A 15327-nucleotide genomic window follows, 5' to 3' on the forward strand; every position below is an offset into this window, starting at 1 on the left:
CATAGTAAGGAGCGATCAGATGCATAGTGAAACAGCAAGAAAATCAAAGCAACCCATCCTCTTCTTCGGCGCCTTGACCTTTTTCGCCGTCGCCACATTCTTCAGCCTGTACGAAGGTAGCCAGCTCGACGACATCTCCTGGGAATGGCCCCATTCCGCAGTCTTCACCAATTGGTTGAGCGGAGAAGTGACATCAGCAAATGATATCCTGACCATCGACTATCTCGTTTACGCAGCAAAATTCGAGCCCTTATTCCCGCTCATCATGTTCATATCCGGCATGATCCTGTTCCTGCAGCTGTCTTTCTGGATATTCAGAAGGAAAAAAATCGCCTTAAGCGTGGTTCTCCTACTATGCGCCATCGCGCTGCTCGTCCTCGCTACGGCATCAATGGCCTCGCCGACCGCCGGGCTCGCGCTATTTTCAATGATTTTCTTCGGAACCGGCATCCTTCTGGCGATTTTCAGCATCTTTTGGTTAATAAAAGCGAGGAAACTGCCGGCATAATTGGGTTGTTTGCGGAATAGGCTACGTTGTTTGCGGAATAAACGCGTTTGTTTGCGGAATAACCAGCGTTGTTTGCGGAATACGCGAGGTTGTTTGCGCTATACGCTGATTTGTTTGCAGCAAGCCCGAAAGCCCGGATGAATGGATGAAAAAAAGCTTCAGGCAAACACCATGCCCGAAGATTTTTTGTCGGTCCTTTCACTGAAGGGTAGTTGCTACAGGCTTTTTCCGCGCAGCTCCAATTGTTTTTGTTCCAACGCAATTTTGTCGCGTTGCAGTTGAATTTCAGCCAATTTGATCTGTGATTTTCGGTACATTTCAAAAGCGATGAGCAGGAGGAAGCCGGTGCCGAGAATGGCCATCAACAAGAATACTCCAATCTCCAAAGATATCCCTCCTTTAAAATTAAAATAGAATATATTTCCAACGGATGCAAAAAAGGGAGATCTCTCCCCCAACCCGTCTATCCATGAAGTGCCTGCTGCGCGCGGTGCGCATCTTTTTTCGCCACATAAAAATCATATTGGGCCGTGTTCGCCATCGCGTTGCGCATTTGTGGAGCGCCGGTATGCCCCTCGGTGCCGTATACATTGGCGTTCATTTTCAGCACCGCATCATAGGCGACGCCGTGCGCGCTGAACTTGCCGGCCGCTTTGTAATACATATCGACGCCAAAAGCCGTGTAAGCCAAATGCTTCTTTTCAAAAAACAGCCAACGGATCAGTCCCATACCACCGAACCCCTTTCAGAACTTACGGTCTGCGGCGCAGCTCCTCCGCAATCGCCTTGAGCTGTGCATTGCGTTCCTTCGCCAGCTTCAAGCCGGTGACCACTGCATAAACTGCAAAGCCAAGCACCACCAAGTAAAATAGAATCGTTAGTAATGGAATAAAGAAGAAAAAGTCACCCATCATACGAACACCTCCTCGTAATTATAATACGGCACAAGCTGAGAAATGTTTCAAAAAGATTCAGCAGGCAGCAACCCGGCAGCCCTCCTCGAAAGCTAAGCACACTAAACCCTTCATCCGAATTGGAACTTATTACCTCACGAAACGTATGGATAGGAAAGAACTTGCTTACCAAATAAAGGAGGGATTTCATGGACACCTTCAGCTGGTTTTTCATCGTCGTGGGAATCATCATAATCATCGTCATGACTAGTCCCTATTTCAACTGGTGGGGGAAAAGCCTGGTCGTCATCTATTACGGGATCATGTCGTTTGTATTTATCGGCATAACTCGCCGCATCAATGAAAAATACAGCGGCATCATTCCGGTTCCGGATGCTTACTGGGATGAAAATTCGCAATGGGCATCGACTGCATCGAACCTGATGCTCCTGCCGTTCATCGGCATTCTGGTTTATATCTACATCAATTGGCTTCTGAATGCCCACACCATAACCGCAAGAATCCTGATCACGTTGAGCATGCTGCCGGCAGCGCTGCTGGTGTTTTTCTTTTATTTCATCTTCAACTTCGGCTATGGCTACCGGCCGTGAAAAGGATGCCAATTTTTATTTATCTGTAAATAAATTTCCTTTATTTGAAACATTTTGATTAATCGTCCGTATTATTACTATAGGCCATCACCTAAACAGAAGGAGTGGAAGCACAATGGAATCATTAGGCATCATTACAGTCATTATTGCGTTGCTGATCATCGCCGCAATCGCAGGGGTCGCGTATTTTTTCTGGATGAAAATCCGTTACCGCACCGCCAAATCCAATGAGGCGCTGATCATCACCGGACCGAAACTCGGGGATCCGACAAAAGATACGAATATCTTCACGGACGACGAAGGGCGCTCGATGAAAATCATCCGGGGCGGCGGTTATTTGCTGAGACGCTTTCAGACCTCGACGCCTGTCAGCCTGACGTCTTTCCAGTTGAAACTGGCGACGCCGCGCGTCTACACGAACGCCGGTGTGCCGATTGTCGCGGATGCTGTAGCCATGGTCAAAGTGGCCGATACGCTGAACGGCATCGCGAATTACGCCGAGCAGTTTCTTGGCAAGGAACAGGAAGAAATCGAAACGGAAATCATCGAGGTGCTGGGCAGTAACCTGCGCGCCATTTTGTCGAAAATGACGGTCGAAGACATCAACAGCGACCGCGAAAAATTCAACACGGACGTCCAGGAAGTGGCCCAGAAGCAGCTCGATTTGATGGGCTTCAAGATCACGTCACTTGGCTTGACCGATTTGCGCGACGCCGACGAAGACAATGGCTACCTGGAAAACCTCGGGCGGCCGCGGATTGCGGAAGTTCGCAAGCTGGCTGAAATCGCAGAAGCCAACACCGAGCGCGAAACACGCATTCACCGCGCACAGACTGACCAGGAAGCGAAAGAAGAAGAATACCTGCGCCAGATCTCGACAGCGGAATCGAAAAAACAAAAAGACTTGAAAGACGCCGCCTTCAAAGAAGAAACAGAACGTGCGCGTGCCAAGTCCGAGCAATCCTATGAACTGGAAAAAGCCAAGCTGGCCATGGAAATCCAGGAAGAAGAGCTAAGCATGCAGTTTGCAGCACGGGAACGCGCCGTTAAGCTCGAAGAAGAGGAAAGCAAAGTGCGTAAGACCAAAGCTGATGCGACCTATTACGAAACCACCCGTTCAGCGGAAGCCGATGCCCGCCGTGCTGTCATCGACGGGGAAGCGAAAGCCAAGATCAAACGGGACGAAGGGGCTGCAGAAGCGGAAGTCATCCGCGAGCGAGGAAAAGCGGAAGCCGAATCCCGCAAACTGTTGGCGGAAGCGATGGAAGAACATGGCGACGTCATCATCACCGAAAAACTGATCGAGATGCTGCCGGTCTTCGCAGAGAAAGTCGCCATGCCGCTCAGCAATATCGAATCCGTGAAAATCATTGATTCCGGCAACGGCCAAGGCATTCCATCCTTCGGCAAAAGCGTCACCAAAACGATGGTCGATATGCAGGAGCCGCTCAAGGAAATGACTGGCATCGACATCGGCGAACTGCTGAAATCCTATGTGGGCCGAAACAACCGGCCCGCCGAGCACGCAGCCGTCGCGACCTTGCCAGCAGTTCTAAAAGAGCAGGATTCTCCAACAGAAGAAGAATTCACTGATGCAACTGAAACCGAAGAAGACCGCTAAAGCGAAATAAAACCCGTCACCTCCTTGCTGCAACCAGCGAGTGGGTGATGGGTTTTCCTTTTGTCTGCACCCTTTCCAATCAGCAATTGATCGCCGCAATTCCTGGATTAATCAAGAAAGCTGAAAGTCCAATTGTTCCGATTAATCGACATGGTCCAATAAAAAGATGGTACTATATCTGTAGAATGGCACGATAGAGACTTTAGAGAGCTGCCAACTCTACAGACGGAACAAAAGGTTCCGATGGAAATCCTGTTTCTGAAAGTAATGGAATTTTTCTTATGAGTTGCATTTTAAGGGGGTAAGTTCATGGGAGAAGTGTGCAGAGTCCTTATTGTCGATGATGAAATGTTGATTCGGCAAGGGATCATCAATTATATCGATTGGGAACAGCAAGGATTTCAAATCGTTGGAGAAGCAGCGAACGGCAAAGAAGCGATGGGGATGATTGCGGAATTTTCTCCGCATATCGTCATTACCGATATCGTCATGCCGATCATGGACGGCATCGATCTGGTCAGGGAAGGGAAGAACGCATTTCCCGACATTGAATTCATCGTACTCAGCAGTTTTGAAAACTTCGATTATGTGCGGTCGACGTTCCAGAACGGCGTGGCCGATTATATACTGAAGCCCAAATTGAATGGGCCTGAATTGTTGAAGATCTTAAACCGGGTGGTCAGCCGAATCCCGGATCTGCAACATTGTGCGTCGGCCGTCAAACCGGAACGCTCCACGGAAGAACTGCTGGAAAATATGATTTCGGGTTTTGACCTTTCCATGGATCAAGCGGTCTCATCTGATACGTTTCCCAACAGCCATTTTGCGTTGGTGGATGTAAGCGGAAAACAGCTGGACCCGGTTCAACTGAAAGCAAGACTGAAACAGTCCATTCTTGAAGAGCTGCCGGTTTTCTCCCTGGGTTCTGGGGAAGCAGAAGCCATGCTTCTGCTCAATTTCAATCCGTCTCAGCTGGAAGCGATCAAAAAGACCGTCGAACACCTGTCGAGCGACACTCCGGATACCAGCTGGATGCTGTCTAAACCGTTCGATACCATCGATGACTTGAAAAAGGTTCACGATGAAGGCCGTCTCCAGATGAAAAAATACATGTTTTATTTGCCGGAAACGAGCTCGTTCATCTACGACAAGCTGCCGGAGGAAAATGAAAAACAAGACAGTTTCGATTTGAACCGGTTTATCGAGTTATTCAAAGACCGCCTGTTCAAGAAGGCGTTTGAATATCTGGAAAACCACATCGACTATTTGGCGGGGCGATACAATAACGACAGCTTCGAATTCAAATCGTTTTTAGGCAATGTCGTCTTCAATATCATCGTGTTGGTGGATGCCATGAAGTATGAAACCGAAGAACTTGAGCAAAAGAAATACAGCTATTTCTCGAGTATCAATGAGGCTGTCCATATCAACGAAGCACGGAATTTATTCAACGGATTCCTCGCAGAAGTGGAGGGAATCATCCTCTCAGGAGATAAGGCAAGCGATCCGTACAACAATCTCGATAAGATTCTTGCGTATATCGAGCAGCATTACACGGAACCGCTGCGCTTGTCTGAAATCGCCGACCATTTCCATTTCAATGCTTCCTACCTGTCTTCTTATTTCAGTACGCACCACAAAGAAGGGTTCAGCGAATACTTGAACCGTGTGCGGATCAAGAAGTCGATGGAACTGCTGGAAAGCAGCGATGTCTCCATTTCGAACATCAGCGGAATGGTCGGCTATTCAGAGCACAGCTATTTCTGCAAAGTGTTTAAACGCATAACCGGGATGTCTCCAGGCAGTTACCGAAAGGAGCTCCAAGCCCACCATGAAAATGAAGAAAAAGGCGTTTCTCATCTTAAGAAATAACAGTTTGTTCATCAAAATGTTCCTGATCATGGTGATCAGCATCGTGGCCGTATCTTTATTGATCACCTTCAGCTCGATCCGGATGTCCTCGAACTTGTTTATGGATACCTTCAGCATTTCGAACACGAAAGCTTTGGAGCAGATCGAAACCCAATTCGAAGACTATAGCTATGCCATCGTCGGTGCAACACATGAGGTGCAAAACAACGGAACCGTTAAACGGGTGTTGACCCAAACCAATGCCAGCACCCTGGAAACGTATAAATCCTATCACGACATCAGCCAGCAGATTGAACGCATCTACCGGACAGTCGAGTCGTATGATGCCAATATGATTGTGCTCGGGAACAACGAACGGCTGTACAATGTGAATTATTCGAATTGGCCCGTCTCGTGGGAAGTGCTGCGGAACCACCCGATTACCGAATACACAGTCAATCGCCCGAACACGCTGCTCTATCAATATTTGCCATCCACTTCGTTTACAGATGAACCGATGATTGTCGCAACGAAAGCGCTTATGGAAAGGTCGACCGGCGAAATCTACGGTGTCCTGTATTTCCCGATCCGGGAAGCGCAGCTGAAACAATTTTACGAAGGCTACACGAGCGTGGAAAACGAAGTGCTGCTGGTCGATGCAACAGGGAAGATCGTTTCCAGCAATAAACAGGAACTGATCGGCGAGGAAGCGACTGATATCCTGGAAATGGCAAAAGAAGTGGACGAAGAGCAATTGAAATTCAAAGATGCGCACGTCTTTGATACCGATTATTTGCTGATGTCCCAATACCTTCCGACCTATAATATGTATTTGGTGAATCTGGTGGATAAAGACGCCGTGCTGAATAATTTGATCAATACGAAAGAAATTCTTCTGATCAGTCTGGGCATCGTCTTGCTCGCCGTCATCGTGGTGTTTCTCATTTCGCGCCGCATGACCAATTCCATCAGCCGCTTGGTCAAGCAGATCTCAACAATGGCTAAACACGATTTCAACGTGCCCGTGGCCGAAACCGGAGGCTACGAAGCCAAGAAAATCGCCAACGCCTTCAATTCCATGCTCAGCGAATTGCAGGAATACGTCGATCTTGTCGTGCTGGCCCAGCAAAAGCAGCGCAGTGCGGAACTGATGGCGCTGCAGCATCAAATCAATCCGCATTTCATCTATAATACACTGGCTTCAATCAAGTTCATGATCCAGCAAGGCAAAAAAGAAAAAGCGACCGATATGATCCACGCGTTGATTTCACTGTTGCAAAATGCCCTCAGCAATGTTGAGCAAACCATCACCGTGGAACAGGAAATCACGGATTTGAAAAACTATGTCCTCATCAACCAATCACGGTATGGCGATGGAATCAAAGTGAATTTCTTCATTTCACCGGACTGTCTGGACTGCCAGCTGCCGAAGCTGATTCTTCAGCCGTTTATCGAAAATGCCTTTTTCCATGCATTCAATGAGAAAAAAGAAGGCTTCGTCCAAATCCTGGTGTCCCAAAAAGGCGATAACCTCCTGTGTGAAATCGTCGATACGGGCGACGGCATGGAGATGAAAGGCGACCATACGAAAGAAGATATCAAAGAGAAACGCCATCTGTTCAGCGGAATCGGCATCCGCAATGTCCATGAACGCATCCAATTGCTGTACGGGGAAGATTACGGCGTGGAAATCACAAGCGAAAAAGGCAAAGGCACCAAAGTAAAAGTGGAATTGCCTTTCCAAAAGACAGATATTCCGATGAATTCCAATAAAATTACCAGCATCTAAGAATAGTCCAATTAAATGACGGAGAAATTTGAAATATCTAATAATTTTCAAATAAAACACCTAAAGATTGTGCTAACAATCTTTTTTTTTGTGTCGCTATACTGTATGTAAGGCGAAAAGTTAAGCGCTTACAAAAAGGGGGATTTTTGATGAAGAAGTTTTATCTTATGTTATTGCTGGTAGTCGGCATGGTCGTTTTAGCAGCTTGTTCTTCTGGGGATGAAGAAGCAAGTGGAGGCAGTGGTTCAGAAGGTTCATCAGACGTGGACGCGATTACGGCTTGGGCTTGGGATCCAGCATTCAACATTGCAGCTCTTGAGAAAGCAAAAGAAGCTTACGACGGTGACGGCGAGTACGAAGTGAACGTCATTGAAAATGCACAGGATGATATCATCCAAAAACTGAACACAGGACTTAGCTCTGGTACGACGAACGGAATGCCGAATATTGTGCTGATTGAGGATTACCGTGCACAAAGCTTCCTGCAAGCTTACCCGGATGCATTCCATCCACTGACGGATGTCATCAGTTCAGATGACTTTGCAGATTACAAAATTGCAACGACAAGCTATGACGGTGAGCAATACGGATTGCCGTTCGATTCAGGTGTAGCGGCATTGTATGTGCGCACAGATTATCTTGAAGAAGCGGGCTATACAGTAGAAGACGTAACGGACATCACATGGCAGGAATATATTGAAATCGGTAAAGACGTGAAAGAAGCAACAGGCAAGAACATGCTGACATTGGATCCGAACGATTTGGCACAAGTCCGCATGATGATCCAGACAAACGGTTCATGGTATGTCGAAGAAGATGGTTCGACACCGAACCTTGCAGGCAACGAAACACTTGAAAAAGCATTTGAAACGTACAAAGAAATGATGGACGCGGACATCGCAAAAATCGTTTCTGACTGGAGCCAGTTTGTAGGCGCATTCAACAGCGGAGACGTTGCCAGTGTTCCAACAGGAAACTGGATCACACCAAGCGTCAAGCAAGCAGCAGATCAATCCGGCAACTGGGCAGTAGTTCCAATGCCACGATTGGATATGGACGGAGCAGTCAACGCTTCCAACTTGGGCGGCAGCTCATGGTACGTCTTGAACGTGGACGGCAAAGAACAAGCAGCAGACTTCTTGCTTAACACATTCGGATCAAATCCTGACTTGTACCAAACACTTGTAAAAGACATCGGCGCTCTTGGGACATACTCACCAGCAGCTGAAGGGGATGCATATGCAGTAGAAGATGAATTCTTCGGCGGACAGCAGCTCATCACTGACCTTTCTACATGGACAGACGAAATTCCAGGCGTCAACTATGGCCTGCATACCTATGCAATTGAAGATATCCTGGTTACGGGAATGCAAGATTATTTGAACGGCGCAGAGCTTACGACAGTACTTGAAAATGTCCAGGGACAAGCTGAAGCACAACTCAAATAATTGAGTGGAAATTAATGAAGCCTTGAGTTGCCGCCGAATAACTGGTAGAAGTGCTTTATCGCTCACCAGGCCGGCACAACTCAAGGTTTTTTTATAGGAGGAATGAGAAACATGAGGGAGCAATCAACGAAAAAAAGTGAATTAGATCTTCCAGTGAGCTTGCGCTATAAAGAGACCAAACGCCAGAAAACCGGTGTCTTTTTCAGAAGGAAAGTTGGTTGGCTGTTTGTCATTATCTCGATCATCGCCATCAGCATCTTTAACTTCTATCCGATGGTTCAAGCTTTTCTCCTATCTTTTCAATCAGGGATGGGCGCGAACCTGGAATACGTAGGCTTTGATAACTGGCAGCGATTGTTCGGCGATCCGACATTTATCGCAGCACTGACTAATACATCGATTTACCTGCTTATCCAAGTGCCATTGATGATTGTATTGGCGTTGTTTTTTTCCGTATTGCTGAATGATCCGAAATTGAAATTCAAAGGGTTTTTCAGAATCGCGATTTTCTTGCCTTGTGTCACTTCATTGGTCGCCTATTCGGTCGTCTTTAAGTACTTGTTCGGCATCGATGGCATCATCAACCAATTTCTGCTCAATTTCGGTTTCATCTCGCAGACGATTAACTTTTTAGCCGATCCCTTTTGGGCAAAAGTCGTCATCATCCTTGCGATTACGTGGAGATGGACGGGGTATAACATGATTTTCTATCTGGCGGCTTTGCAGAACGTCGATAAGTCGATTTACGAAGCGGCAAGAATCGATGGAGCAAACTCCATCCAGCAATTTTTCCAAATCACCGTTCCGATGCTGAAGCCGATTATTTTGTTCACATCGATCACATCCACGATCGGTACCTTGCAGATCTTTGATGAAATCGTCAATATCACCAACGGCGGACCCGGAAATGCGACGATTTCGATTTCGCAATACATCTACAACCTTTCTTTCGAATACACGCCTGACTTCGGTTATGCGTCAACCGTTTCCTACGTCATCGTAATTTTAGTGGTAATTCTTTCGATTATTCAATTCAGAGTGGCGGGTGAGAAAAAATGAAAAAACTACAAAGAATCTTCATTTATACGTTTCTAAGCCTCGCAGCCATCGTTTCCATTTTTCCTTTCCTATGGATGCTTGTCAGCATCACCAATAAATCGGTCGACGTGACGCAAGGGCGCTTGCTGCCGGGGACGCACCTGATCGAAAACATGAAGACTTTATTTGCGACAGTGGATATTGTCCCAGCTTTAATCAACTCAGCCATTATTGCGGTCATCACCACCATTTTGACGCTGTTGTTGGCATCGCTTGCCGGCTACGGTTTTGAGATTCACCGCAGCCGAGGAAAAGACATCGTCTTCACCATCTTGCTGTTGTCGATGATGATTCCGTTTGCGGCAATCATGGTTCCTTTGTACCGCATGTTCGGCAGCATCAGCGATACGGCGCCGCTTATCGGTATCGATTCGCTCGGAGCAGTTATTTTGCCGACCGCGACCACCGCGTTCTTCATTTTCTTCTTCCGCCAGAACACGAAGATGTTCCCGAAAGATTTAGTGGAAGCGGGCCGGATTGACGGCTTGAGTGAGATCGGCGTTTTCTTCCGCATTTATATGCCGACGATGAAAACGACATATGCAGCAGCGGCGATCATTTCGTTCATGAACAGCTGGAACAACTATTTGTGGCCGTTGGTCATTCTGCAATCACCTGAAAAAAGAACGATTCCGTTGCTGATTTCAAATTTAGGGTCGAGCTATTCACCAGATTACGGCGTGATCATGTCAGCGATCGTCATCGCAACATTGCCGACTGCTCTCGTATTCTTCCTCATGCAGAAGCATTTTGTTGCGGGAATGATGGGGTCGGTTAAGGGTTAAATAGTAGTCAGTTGTCTCCAATTAGTAGCTGGGTATTGCTTTTATACGCCGCTTCGGTCGCTTTGGGCACAGCTCCCGCAAGAAGCCAGGAAGAGCACCTGTCTTCTTGCTTCGCTCAGCCCTGGGACGCGCCGGCGCTAATTAGTTTATGTAATAAAAGCAACAATACTTTTCTACTACTAAATATTTAGATATGGAGCAAAACAGCGGAGACGCCTGCGGGGTAGCGAGACAGCCGAGACCCCGCAAGGAGCGAAGCGCCTGAGGAGGCTTGGCGCTCGCCCGCGGCAAGCGCAGCTGTTTTGCGGAATATCGTCATGCAAAATTGCAAACATCAACTTCTATAACTTTAAGTAGGAGGTAAATTGTGCCGATTTTATACAACGAGTCCACACGTGAGTTTCATCTGCAAACTGAGAAAACGAGTTATATCTTCAGCGTTTTGGAAAACAGGCAACTGGGCCAGCTTTATTATGGCAAGAAGCTGCGCCACCGGGAGTCGTTCCAGCGCTTGTTTCATATCGAGGCTACCCCGAATACAGCTTGCGTCAATGAAGGCGATCTGGTTTTTTCGCTGGATGTGATCAAACAGGAATACCCGGCGTATGGTACGACGGATTTCCGGGAGCCGGCGTATCAGGTGCTGCAGCAAGGCGGCAGCCGCATCACTAATTTTGTGTACCAGGACCACCAGATCTTTAAAGGGAAAAAGAAGCTGAAAGGGTTGCCGGCCACTTATGTGGAGGATGAAAATGAGGCAACCACTTTGGAGATTTTTTTATACGATCGAGAAATTGATGTGGAAGTCCGGCTTTCATATACGATTTTTGAAGAATTGAATGCGATTGCCCGATCGGCTCAGTTTATCAATCACGGGCAGGCGGATGTGAATTTGACGCGCGCGCTGAGTGCCAGCATCGATTTGCCGGATTCGGACTTTGAGATGGTGCAGCTGTCAGGATCGTGGGCAAGGGAGCGGCATGTTAAAAACCGCAAACTGGTTCCCGGCATCCAAAGCATCGCCAGCACAAGAGGAACGAGCAGTGCCCAGCACAATCCATTTCTTGCGCTGAAACGTCCAGCGACGACAGAGCATCAAGGTGAAGTATACGGCGTAAGTTTGGTCTACAGCGGCAATTTCCTGGCGCAGGTGGAAGTGGATCATTTTGACGCAACGCGCATGATGATCGGCATCAACCCGTTTGATTTTAATTGGCTATTGGAAAGCGGCGAGGCGTTCCAAACGCCGGAAGTGGTCATGGTGTATTCGCCGGATGGCCTGAACGACATGAGCCAGACTTTCCACAAATTGTACCGGACCCGATTGGCTCGCGGAAAATGGCGCGACCGCGAACGTCCGGTGCTGATCAACAACTGGGAAGCGACGTATTTCGATTTTAATGAGACGAAAATTTTTGAGCTCGCCAAATCATCCAAAGAGCTCGGTGTAGAGCTTTTTGTTCTGGACGATGGCTGGTTCGGCAAACGTGATGATGACACCACATCCTTAGGCGATTGGTTTGAAGACAAGCGCAAACTGCCGAACGGCATCACCCAATTGGCAAAAGATATCACCGGTTTGGGGATGGAGTTCGGTTTATGGTTTGAACCGGAGATGGTTTCAAAAGCAAGTGAGCTGTACAAAACCCATCCTGATTGGGTGATCCACGTTCCAAACCGCAGGATGTCGCACGGCCGAAATCAGTTTGTCCTCGATTTCTCGAGACAGGAAGTTGTGGATTTTATTCACGACCTAATGGCAGATGTACTGAGGGATGCACCGATTTCCTATGTGAAATGGGACATGAACCGCTATATGACGGAAATCGGTTCTTTGGAATTGCCGGCGAATCGCCAGCGGGAAGTGGCGCACCGCTACATCCTGGGCGTTTATTCCTTATATGAACGGCTGACGACGGAATTTCCACATGTCTTGTTCGAGTCCTGTGCGGGAGGCGGCAGCCGGTTCGATCCGGGCTTGCTGCATTACGCGCCGCAAGGGTGGACGAGTGACGATACCGATGCGGTTGAACGCCTGAAGATCCAATACGGCACTTCGCTGGTTTATCCTATCAGCTCGATGGGCGCGCACGTATCCGCCGTACCAAACCACCAAGTGGGACGGATCACGAGCCTCGAGACACGGGCAAATGTCGCGTACTTTGGCGCTTTCGGCTACGAGCTCGATGTGACGATGATGACGAATGAAGAAAAAGAAGACGTGAAAAAGCAAATCGCTTTTTACAAAGAAAACCGCTCACTGATTCAGCAAGGGCAATTTTACCGGATCGAAAGCCCGTTTGCAGAAGATGGCAATCAAACCAGTTGGATGGTGGTCTCAGAAGACCAGAACGAGGCGATACTTGGTCATTACCAAGTGCTGGCGAAGCCAAATCCAGGTTTTACCCGGATATTCTTTAAAGGCTTGAATCCGGAATTCGAATACGCAATCGATGGAATCGACGCTACCTTCTACGGCGACGAGCTGATGGGCGCAGGCCTGCAGCTGAACCGTTACCGCAGGAATGAACATCCGGCAGACTTTTCTTCTGTTGTTTATAAATTAAAGAGAGTATAAGTGGTGTTGAGTTCTAATGACGCACCGGACGCTTTGGGCATGGCAAAAGCGACTGCGCTGGATAACTGTAAAAAATAAGTATATAAGTTGAACTAATAATTTTAATATCCGATATTCCGCAAAACAGCTTGTTTGCCTGGGGCTCGCGCTGAGCTAACTCGGGCTCGTCGCCCGAGTGGATATCTTGTATGTCGCTGCGCTGCTCCCCTGGGCGTCTGCGCTGTTTTGCTCCATTATCTCAAGAGCATTCTCTCAGCAAAGGCGGTTCCGGTCGGCATACACGGACGGCGCACCTGTGCGCTGTCCATAGCGCCGAAGGGGGATAGGAATGATAATTCTTTAGTTCAACAAGCGTACCTGTTTTGCGTAATGCCGATAATTAAAAAATACTCCAACTTACATAGGAGGCGTCGATGTGCTGACTGCTAAAAACGATTCGTTTTATTTTGAAGGCGAGCCTTTCCAGATCTTGTCGGGTGGGATGCATTACTTCCGTACAGTGCCGGAGCATTGGGAAGACCGCTTGCTGAAATTGAAGGCTTTGGGGCTGAATACGGTCGAAACCTACATCCCATGGAATTTCCATGAGCCGAAAAAAGGCCAGTTCAACTTTTCAGGAATGGCGGACATCGAACGCTTTATCGAGCTGGCGCATGCTGTAGGACTGTATGTGATCCTGCGCCCCTCACCGTATATATGTGCGGAATGGGAAATGGGCGGCTTGCCGTCCTGGCTGTTGAAACACAAAAGCCTGGTCATGCGAAGCAGCCACCGGTCTTTCCTGAAGCACGTGGAAGATTATTTCGCGGAGTTGCTGCCGAAGTTCAAAAAGCATCTGTACCAAAACGGTGGACCGGTCATCGCCATGCAGATTGAAAATGAATACGGTGCGTACGGCAATGATTTGGCTTACCTCGATTTCTATCGAGAACAATACAAAATGCACGAACTCGATACTTTCCTGTTCACTTCAGACGGACCGGACTTCATTAAGCAAGGCTCGTTGCCGGATGTCATGACGACGCTGAACTTTGGTTCGCGTGTGGACGAGTCGTTTGATGCGCTGGAAGCCTTCAAGCCGGACTCACCGAAAATGGTGGCTGAGTTTTGGATCGGCTGGTTTGATTATTGGACCGGTGAACATACGGTGCGGAGCGGGGACGATGTGGCTGCGGTCTTTAAGGAAGTCATGGACAAGAACATTTCCGTGAATTTCTATATGTTCCACGGCGGCACGAACTTCGGCTTCATGAACGGCGCCAACCATTACGACATCTACTACCCGACGATCACCAGCTACGATTACGACAGCCTGCTGACGGAGGGCGGCGCAATCACCGGGAAATACAAGGCGGTCAAGAAAGTCTTGAGCGAGTTTAGGGAAGTGCCTGCGGATTTCGATGAGAGCCCATCGGCGAAAACTTACGGAAACGTCGAACTTTCAGAGATTGTCAGTTTGTTCGATGTCCTGGAAGATATCAGCGGAAAAGTCGAGCACATTGTGCCGCTGGCGATGGAAGACATCGACCAGGCATATGGCTACACCCTTTATCGCACGACCGTCAATCGCCTGGGCGAATTGAAGTTCGATTCAAGCAATATCCGGGACCGTGGGTTTATTTACGTCAACGGCCGGTACATCACGACGACGTATATCAATGACACCGAGAAAATGGTGACACTGGACTTCCCAGACAAAGTGAACACATTGGAAATCCTGGTTGAAAATATGGGGCGGGCCAATTACGGGGAACATTTGACCGATCCGAAAGGTTTGATCAAAAACCTGTGGCTCGGCGAACAGTATTTCTTCCACTGGGAAATGTTCAAAATCGAGATGGACCGCTTGCCGGAAGCCTACGAACTGAGCGGGGAAGAGCGATTTCCGAAATTCTTCCGCGGTTTCTTCGATGCGGCGGAAGGGTTGGATACTTATGTCGACACACAAGGCTTTACGAAAGGCAACGTCTTCATCAATGGCTTCAATCTGGGACGCTACTGGAACACAGCCGGGCCGCAGCAACGGCTTTACTTGCCAGGTCCCTTGCTGAAAAAGGAAAACAATGAAATCGTCGTACTGGAACTGGAGAACACTACGACCGACCAAATCCAATTAGTGGATCAGCCGAAACTGAGCTGACCGAG

13 protein-coding genes are annotated in these 15327 nt (G+C 48.1%); 10 read left to right on the top strand and 3 right to left on the bottom strand.

Going from position 1 to position 15327, the window contains the following annotated elements; all coding sequences use genetic code 11:
* Nucleotides 1-19: 19 nt before the first annotated feature.
* Nucleotides 20-508 carry a DUF4306 domain-containing protein gene (locus Q0785_RS02970; RefSeq protein WP_298825221.1) on the top strand — a complete coding sequence of 163 codons (489 nt, stop codon included), beginning with the start codon at nt 20-22 and terminating at the stop codon, nt 506-508.
* Nucleotides 509-723: 215 nt separating this feature from the next.
* Here the strand turns inward: Q0785_RS02970 and Q0785_RS02975 are convergent, their stop codons facing one another.
* From Q0785_RS02975 to Q0785_RS02985, 3 genes are all read right to left on the bottom strand, one after another.
* Nucleotides 724-894 carry a hypothetical protein gene (locus Q0785_RS02975; RefSeq protein ID WP_298825223.1) on the bottom strand — a complete coding sequence of 57 codons (171 nt, stop codon included), beginning with the start codon at nt 892-894 and terminating at the stop codon, nt 724-726.
* A gap of 77 nt (nt 895-971) precedes the next feature.
* Nucleotides 972-1238, bottom strand: coding sequence for a hypothetical protein (locus Q0785_RS02980; RefSeq protein ID WP_298825226.1), 267 nt, complete (start codon nt 1236-1238; stop codon nt 972-974).
* A 22-nt stretch (nt 1239-1260) separates the two neighbouring features.
* The gene (locus Q0785_RS02985) at nt 1261-1422 is read right to left on the bottom strand and encodes a hypothetical protein (RefSeq protein ID WP_298825228.1); all 162 of its coding nucleotides are present in this window, start codon (nt 1420-1422) and stop codon (nt 1261-1263) included.
* A 188-nt stretch (nt 1423-1610) separates the two neighbouring features.
* Here Q0785_RS02985 and Q0785_RS02990 point away from each other — a divergent pair, with 188 nt between their 5' ends.
* The 9 genes from Q0785_RS02990 to Q0785_RS03030 all read left to right on the top strand — a co-directional run bounded on the left by Q0785_RS02990 (nt 1611) and on the right by Q0785_RS03030 (nt 15322).
* Nucleotides 1611-2012, top strand: a complete 402-nt coding sequence (locus Q0785_RS02990) for a hypothetical protein (RefSeq protein ID WP_298825231.1) — start codon at nt 1611-1613, stop codon at nt 2010-2012.
* 115 nt (nt 2013-2127) lie between these two features.
* Nucleotides 2128-3633 carry a flotillin family protein gene (locus tag Q0785_RS02995; protein ID WP_298825234.1) on the top strand — a complete coding sequence of 502 codons (1506 nt, stop codon included), beginning with the start codon at nt 2128-2130 and terminating at the stop codon, nt 3631-3633.
* A gap of 309 nt (nt 3634-3942) precedes the next feature.
* On the top strand, nt 3943-5505 hold the full coding sequence (locus Q0785_RS03000) for a response regulator transcription factor (protein WP_298825237.1): 1563 nt from the start codon (nt 3943-3945) through the stop codon (nt 5503-5505).
* Nucleotides 5465-7273, top strand: a complete 1809-nt coding sequence (locus Q0785_RS03005) for a sensor histidine kinase (protein WP_298825240.1) — start codon at nt 5465-5467, stop codon at nt 7271-7273. The genes Q0785_RS03000 and Q0785_RS03005 overlap by 41 nt, the downstream gene beginning before the upstream one ends.
* A gap of 149 nt (nt 7274-7422) precedes the next feature.
* Entirely contained in the window at nt 7423-8721 is a 1299-nt protein-coding gene (locus Q0785_RS03010) for an extracellular solute-binding protein (RefSeq protein WP_298825243.1), read from the top strand.
* 111 nt (nt 8722-8832) lie between these two features.
* Nucleotides 8833-9780: a sugar ABC transporter permease gene (locus Q0785_RS03015; protein WP_298825247.1), complete on the top strand. Its 948-nt coding sequence runs from the start codon at nt 8833-8835 to the stop codon at nt 9778-9780.
* Complete coding sequence (locus Q0785_RS03020; protein WP_298825250.1) at nt 9777-10604, top strand: carbohydrate ABC transporter permease; 828 nt, start codon at nt 9777-9779, stop codon at nt 10602-10604. The genes Q0785_RS03015 and Q0785_RS03020 overlap by 4 nt, the downstream gene beginning before the upstream one ends.
* A gap of 367 nt (nt 10605-10971) precedes the next feature.
* Nucleotides 10972-13182: an alpha-galactosidase gene (locus Q0785_RS03025; protein WP_298825251.1), complete on the top strand. Its 2211-nt coding sequence runs from the start codon at nt 10972-10974 to the stop codon at nt 13180-13182.
* Between the two features lie 415 nt (nt 13183-13597).
* Complete coding sequence (locus Q0785_RS03030) at nt 13598-15322, top strand: glycoside hydrolase family 35 protein (protein ID WP_298825254.1); 1725 nt, start codon at nt 13598-13600, stop codon at nt 15320-15322.
* The last annotated feature ends 5 nt before the right edge of the window (nt 15323-15327 follow it).

Origin of the sequence: uncultured Planococcus sp., assembly GCF_947501725.1 — a bacterium.
Lineage (GTDB): Bacteria > Bacillota > Bacilli > Bacillales_A > Planococcaceae > Planococcus > Planococcus donghaensis_C.

Coding starts and splice junctions, on each gene's coding strand:
- Q0785_RS02970 (WP_298825221.1), top strand. CDS start 20: ATGCATAGTGAAACAGCAAGAAAATCAAAGCAACCCATCCTCTTCTTC.
- Q0785_RS02980 (WP_298825226.1), bottom strand. CDS start 1,238: ATGGGACTGATCCGTTGGCTGTTTTTTGAAAAGAAGCATTTGGCTTAC.
- Q0785_RS02985 (WP_298825228.1), bottom strand. CDS start 1,422: ATGATGGGTGACTTTTTCTTCTTTATTCCATTACTAACGATTCTATTT.
- Q0785_RS02990 (WP_298825231.1), top strand. CDS start 1,611: ATGGACACCTTCAGCTGGTTTTTCATCGTCGTGGGAATCATCATAATC.
- Q0785_RS02995 (WP_298825234.1), top strand. CDS start 2,128: ATGGAATCATTAGGCATCATTACAGTCATTATTGCGTTGCTGATCATC.
- Q0785_RS03000 (WP_298825237.1), top strand. CDS start 3,943: ATGGGAGAAGTGTGCAGAGTCCTTATTGTCGATGATGAAATGTTGATT.
- Q0785_RS03005 (WP_298825240.1), top strand. CDS start 5,465: ATGAAAATGAAGAAAAAGGCGTTTCTCATCTTAAGAAATAACAGTTTG.
- Q0785_RS03010 (WP_298825243.1), top strand. CDS start 7,423: ATGAAGAAGTTTTATCTTATGTTATTGCTGGTAGTCGGCATGGTCGTT.
- Q0785_RS03015 (WP_298825247.1), top strand. CDS start 8,833: ATGAGGGAGCAATCAACGAAAAAAAGTGAATTAGATCTTCCAGTGAGC.
- Q0785_RS03020 (WP_298825250.1), top strand. CDS start 9,777: ATGAAAAAACTACAAAGAATCTTCATTTATACGTTTCTAAGCCTCGCA.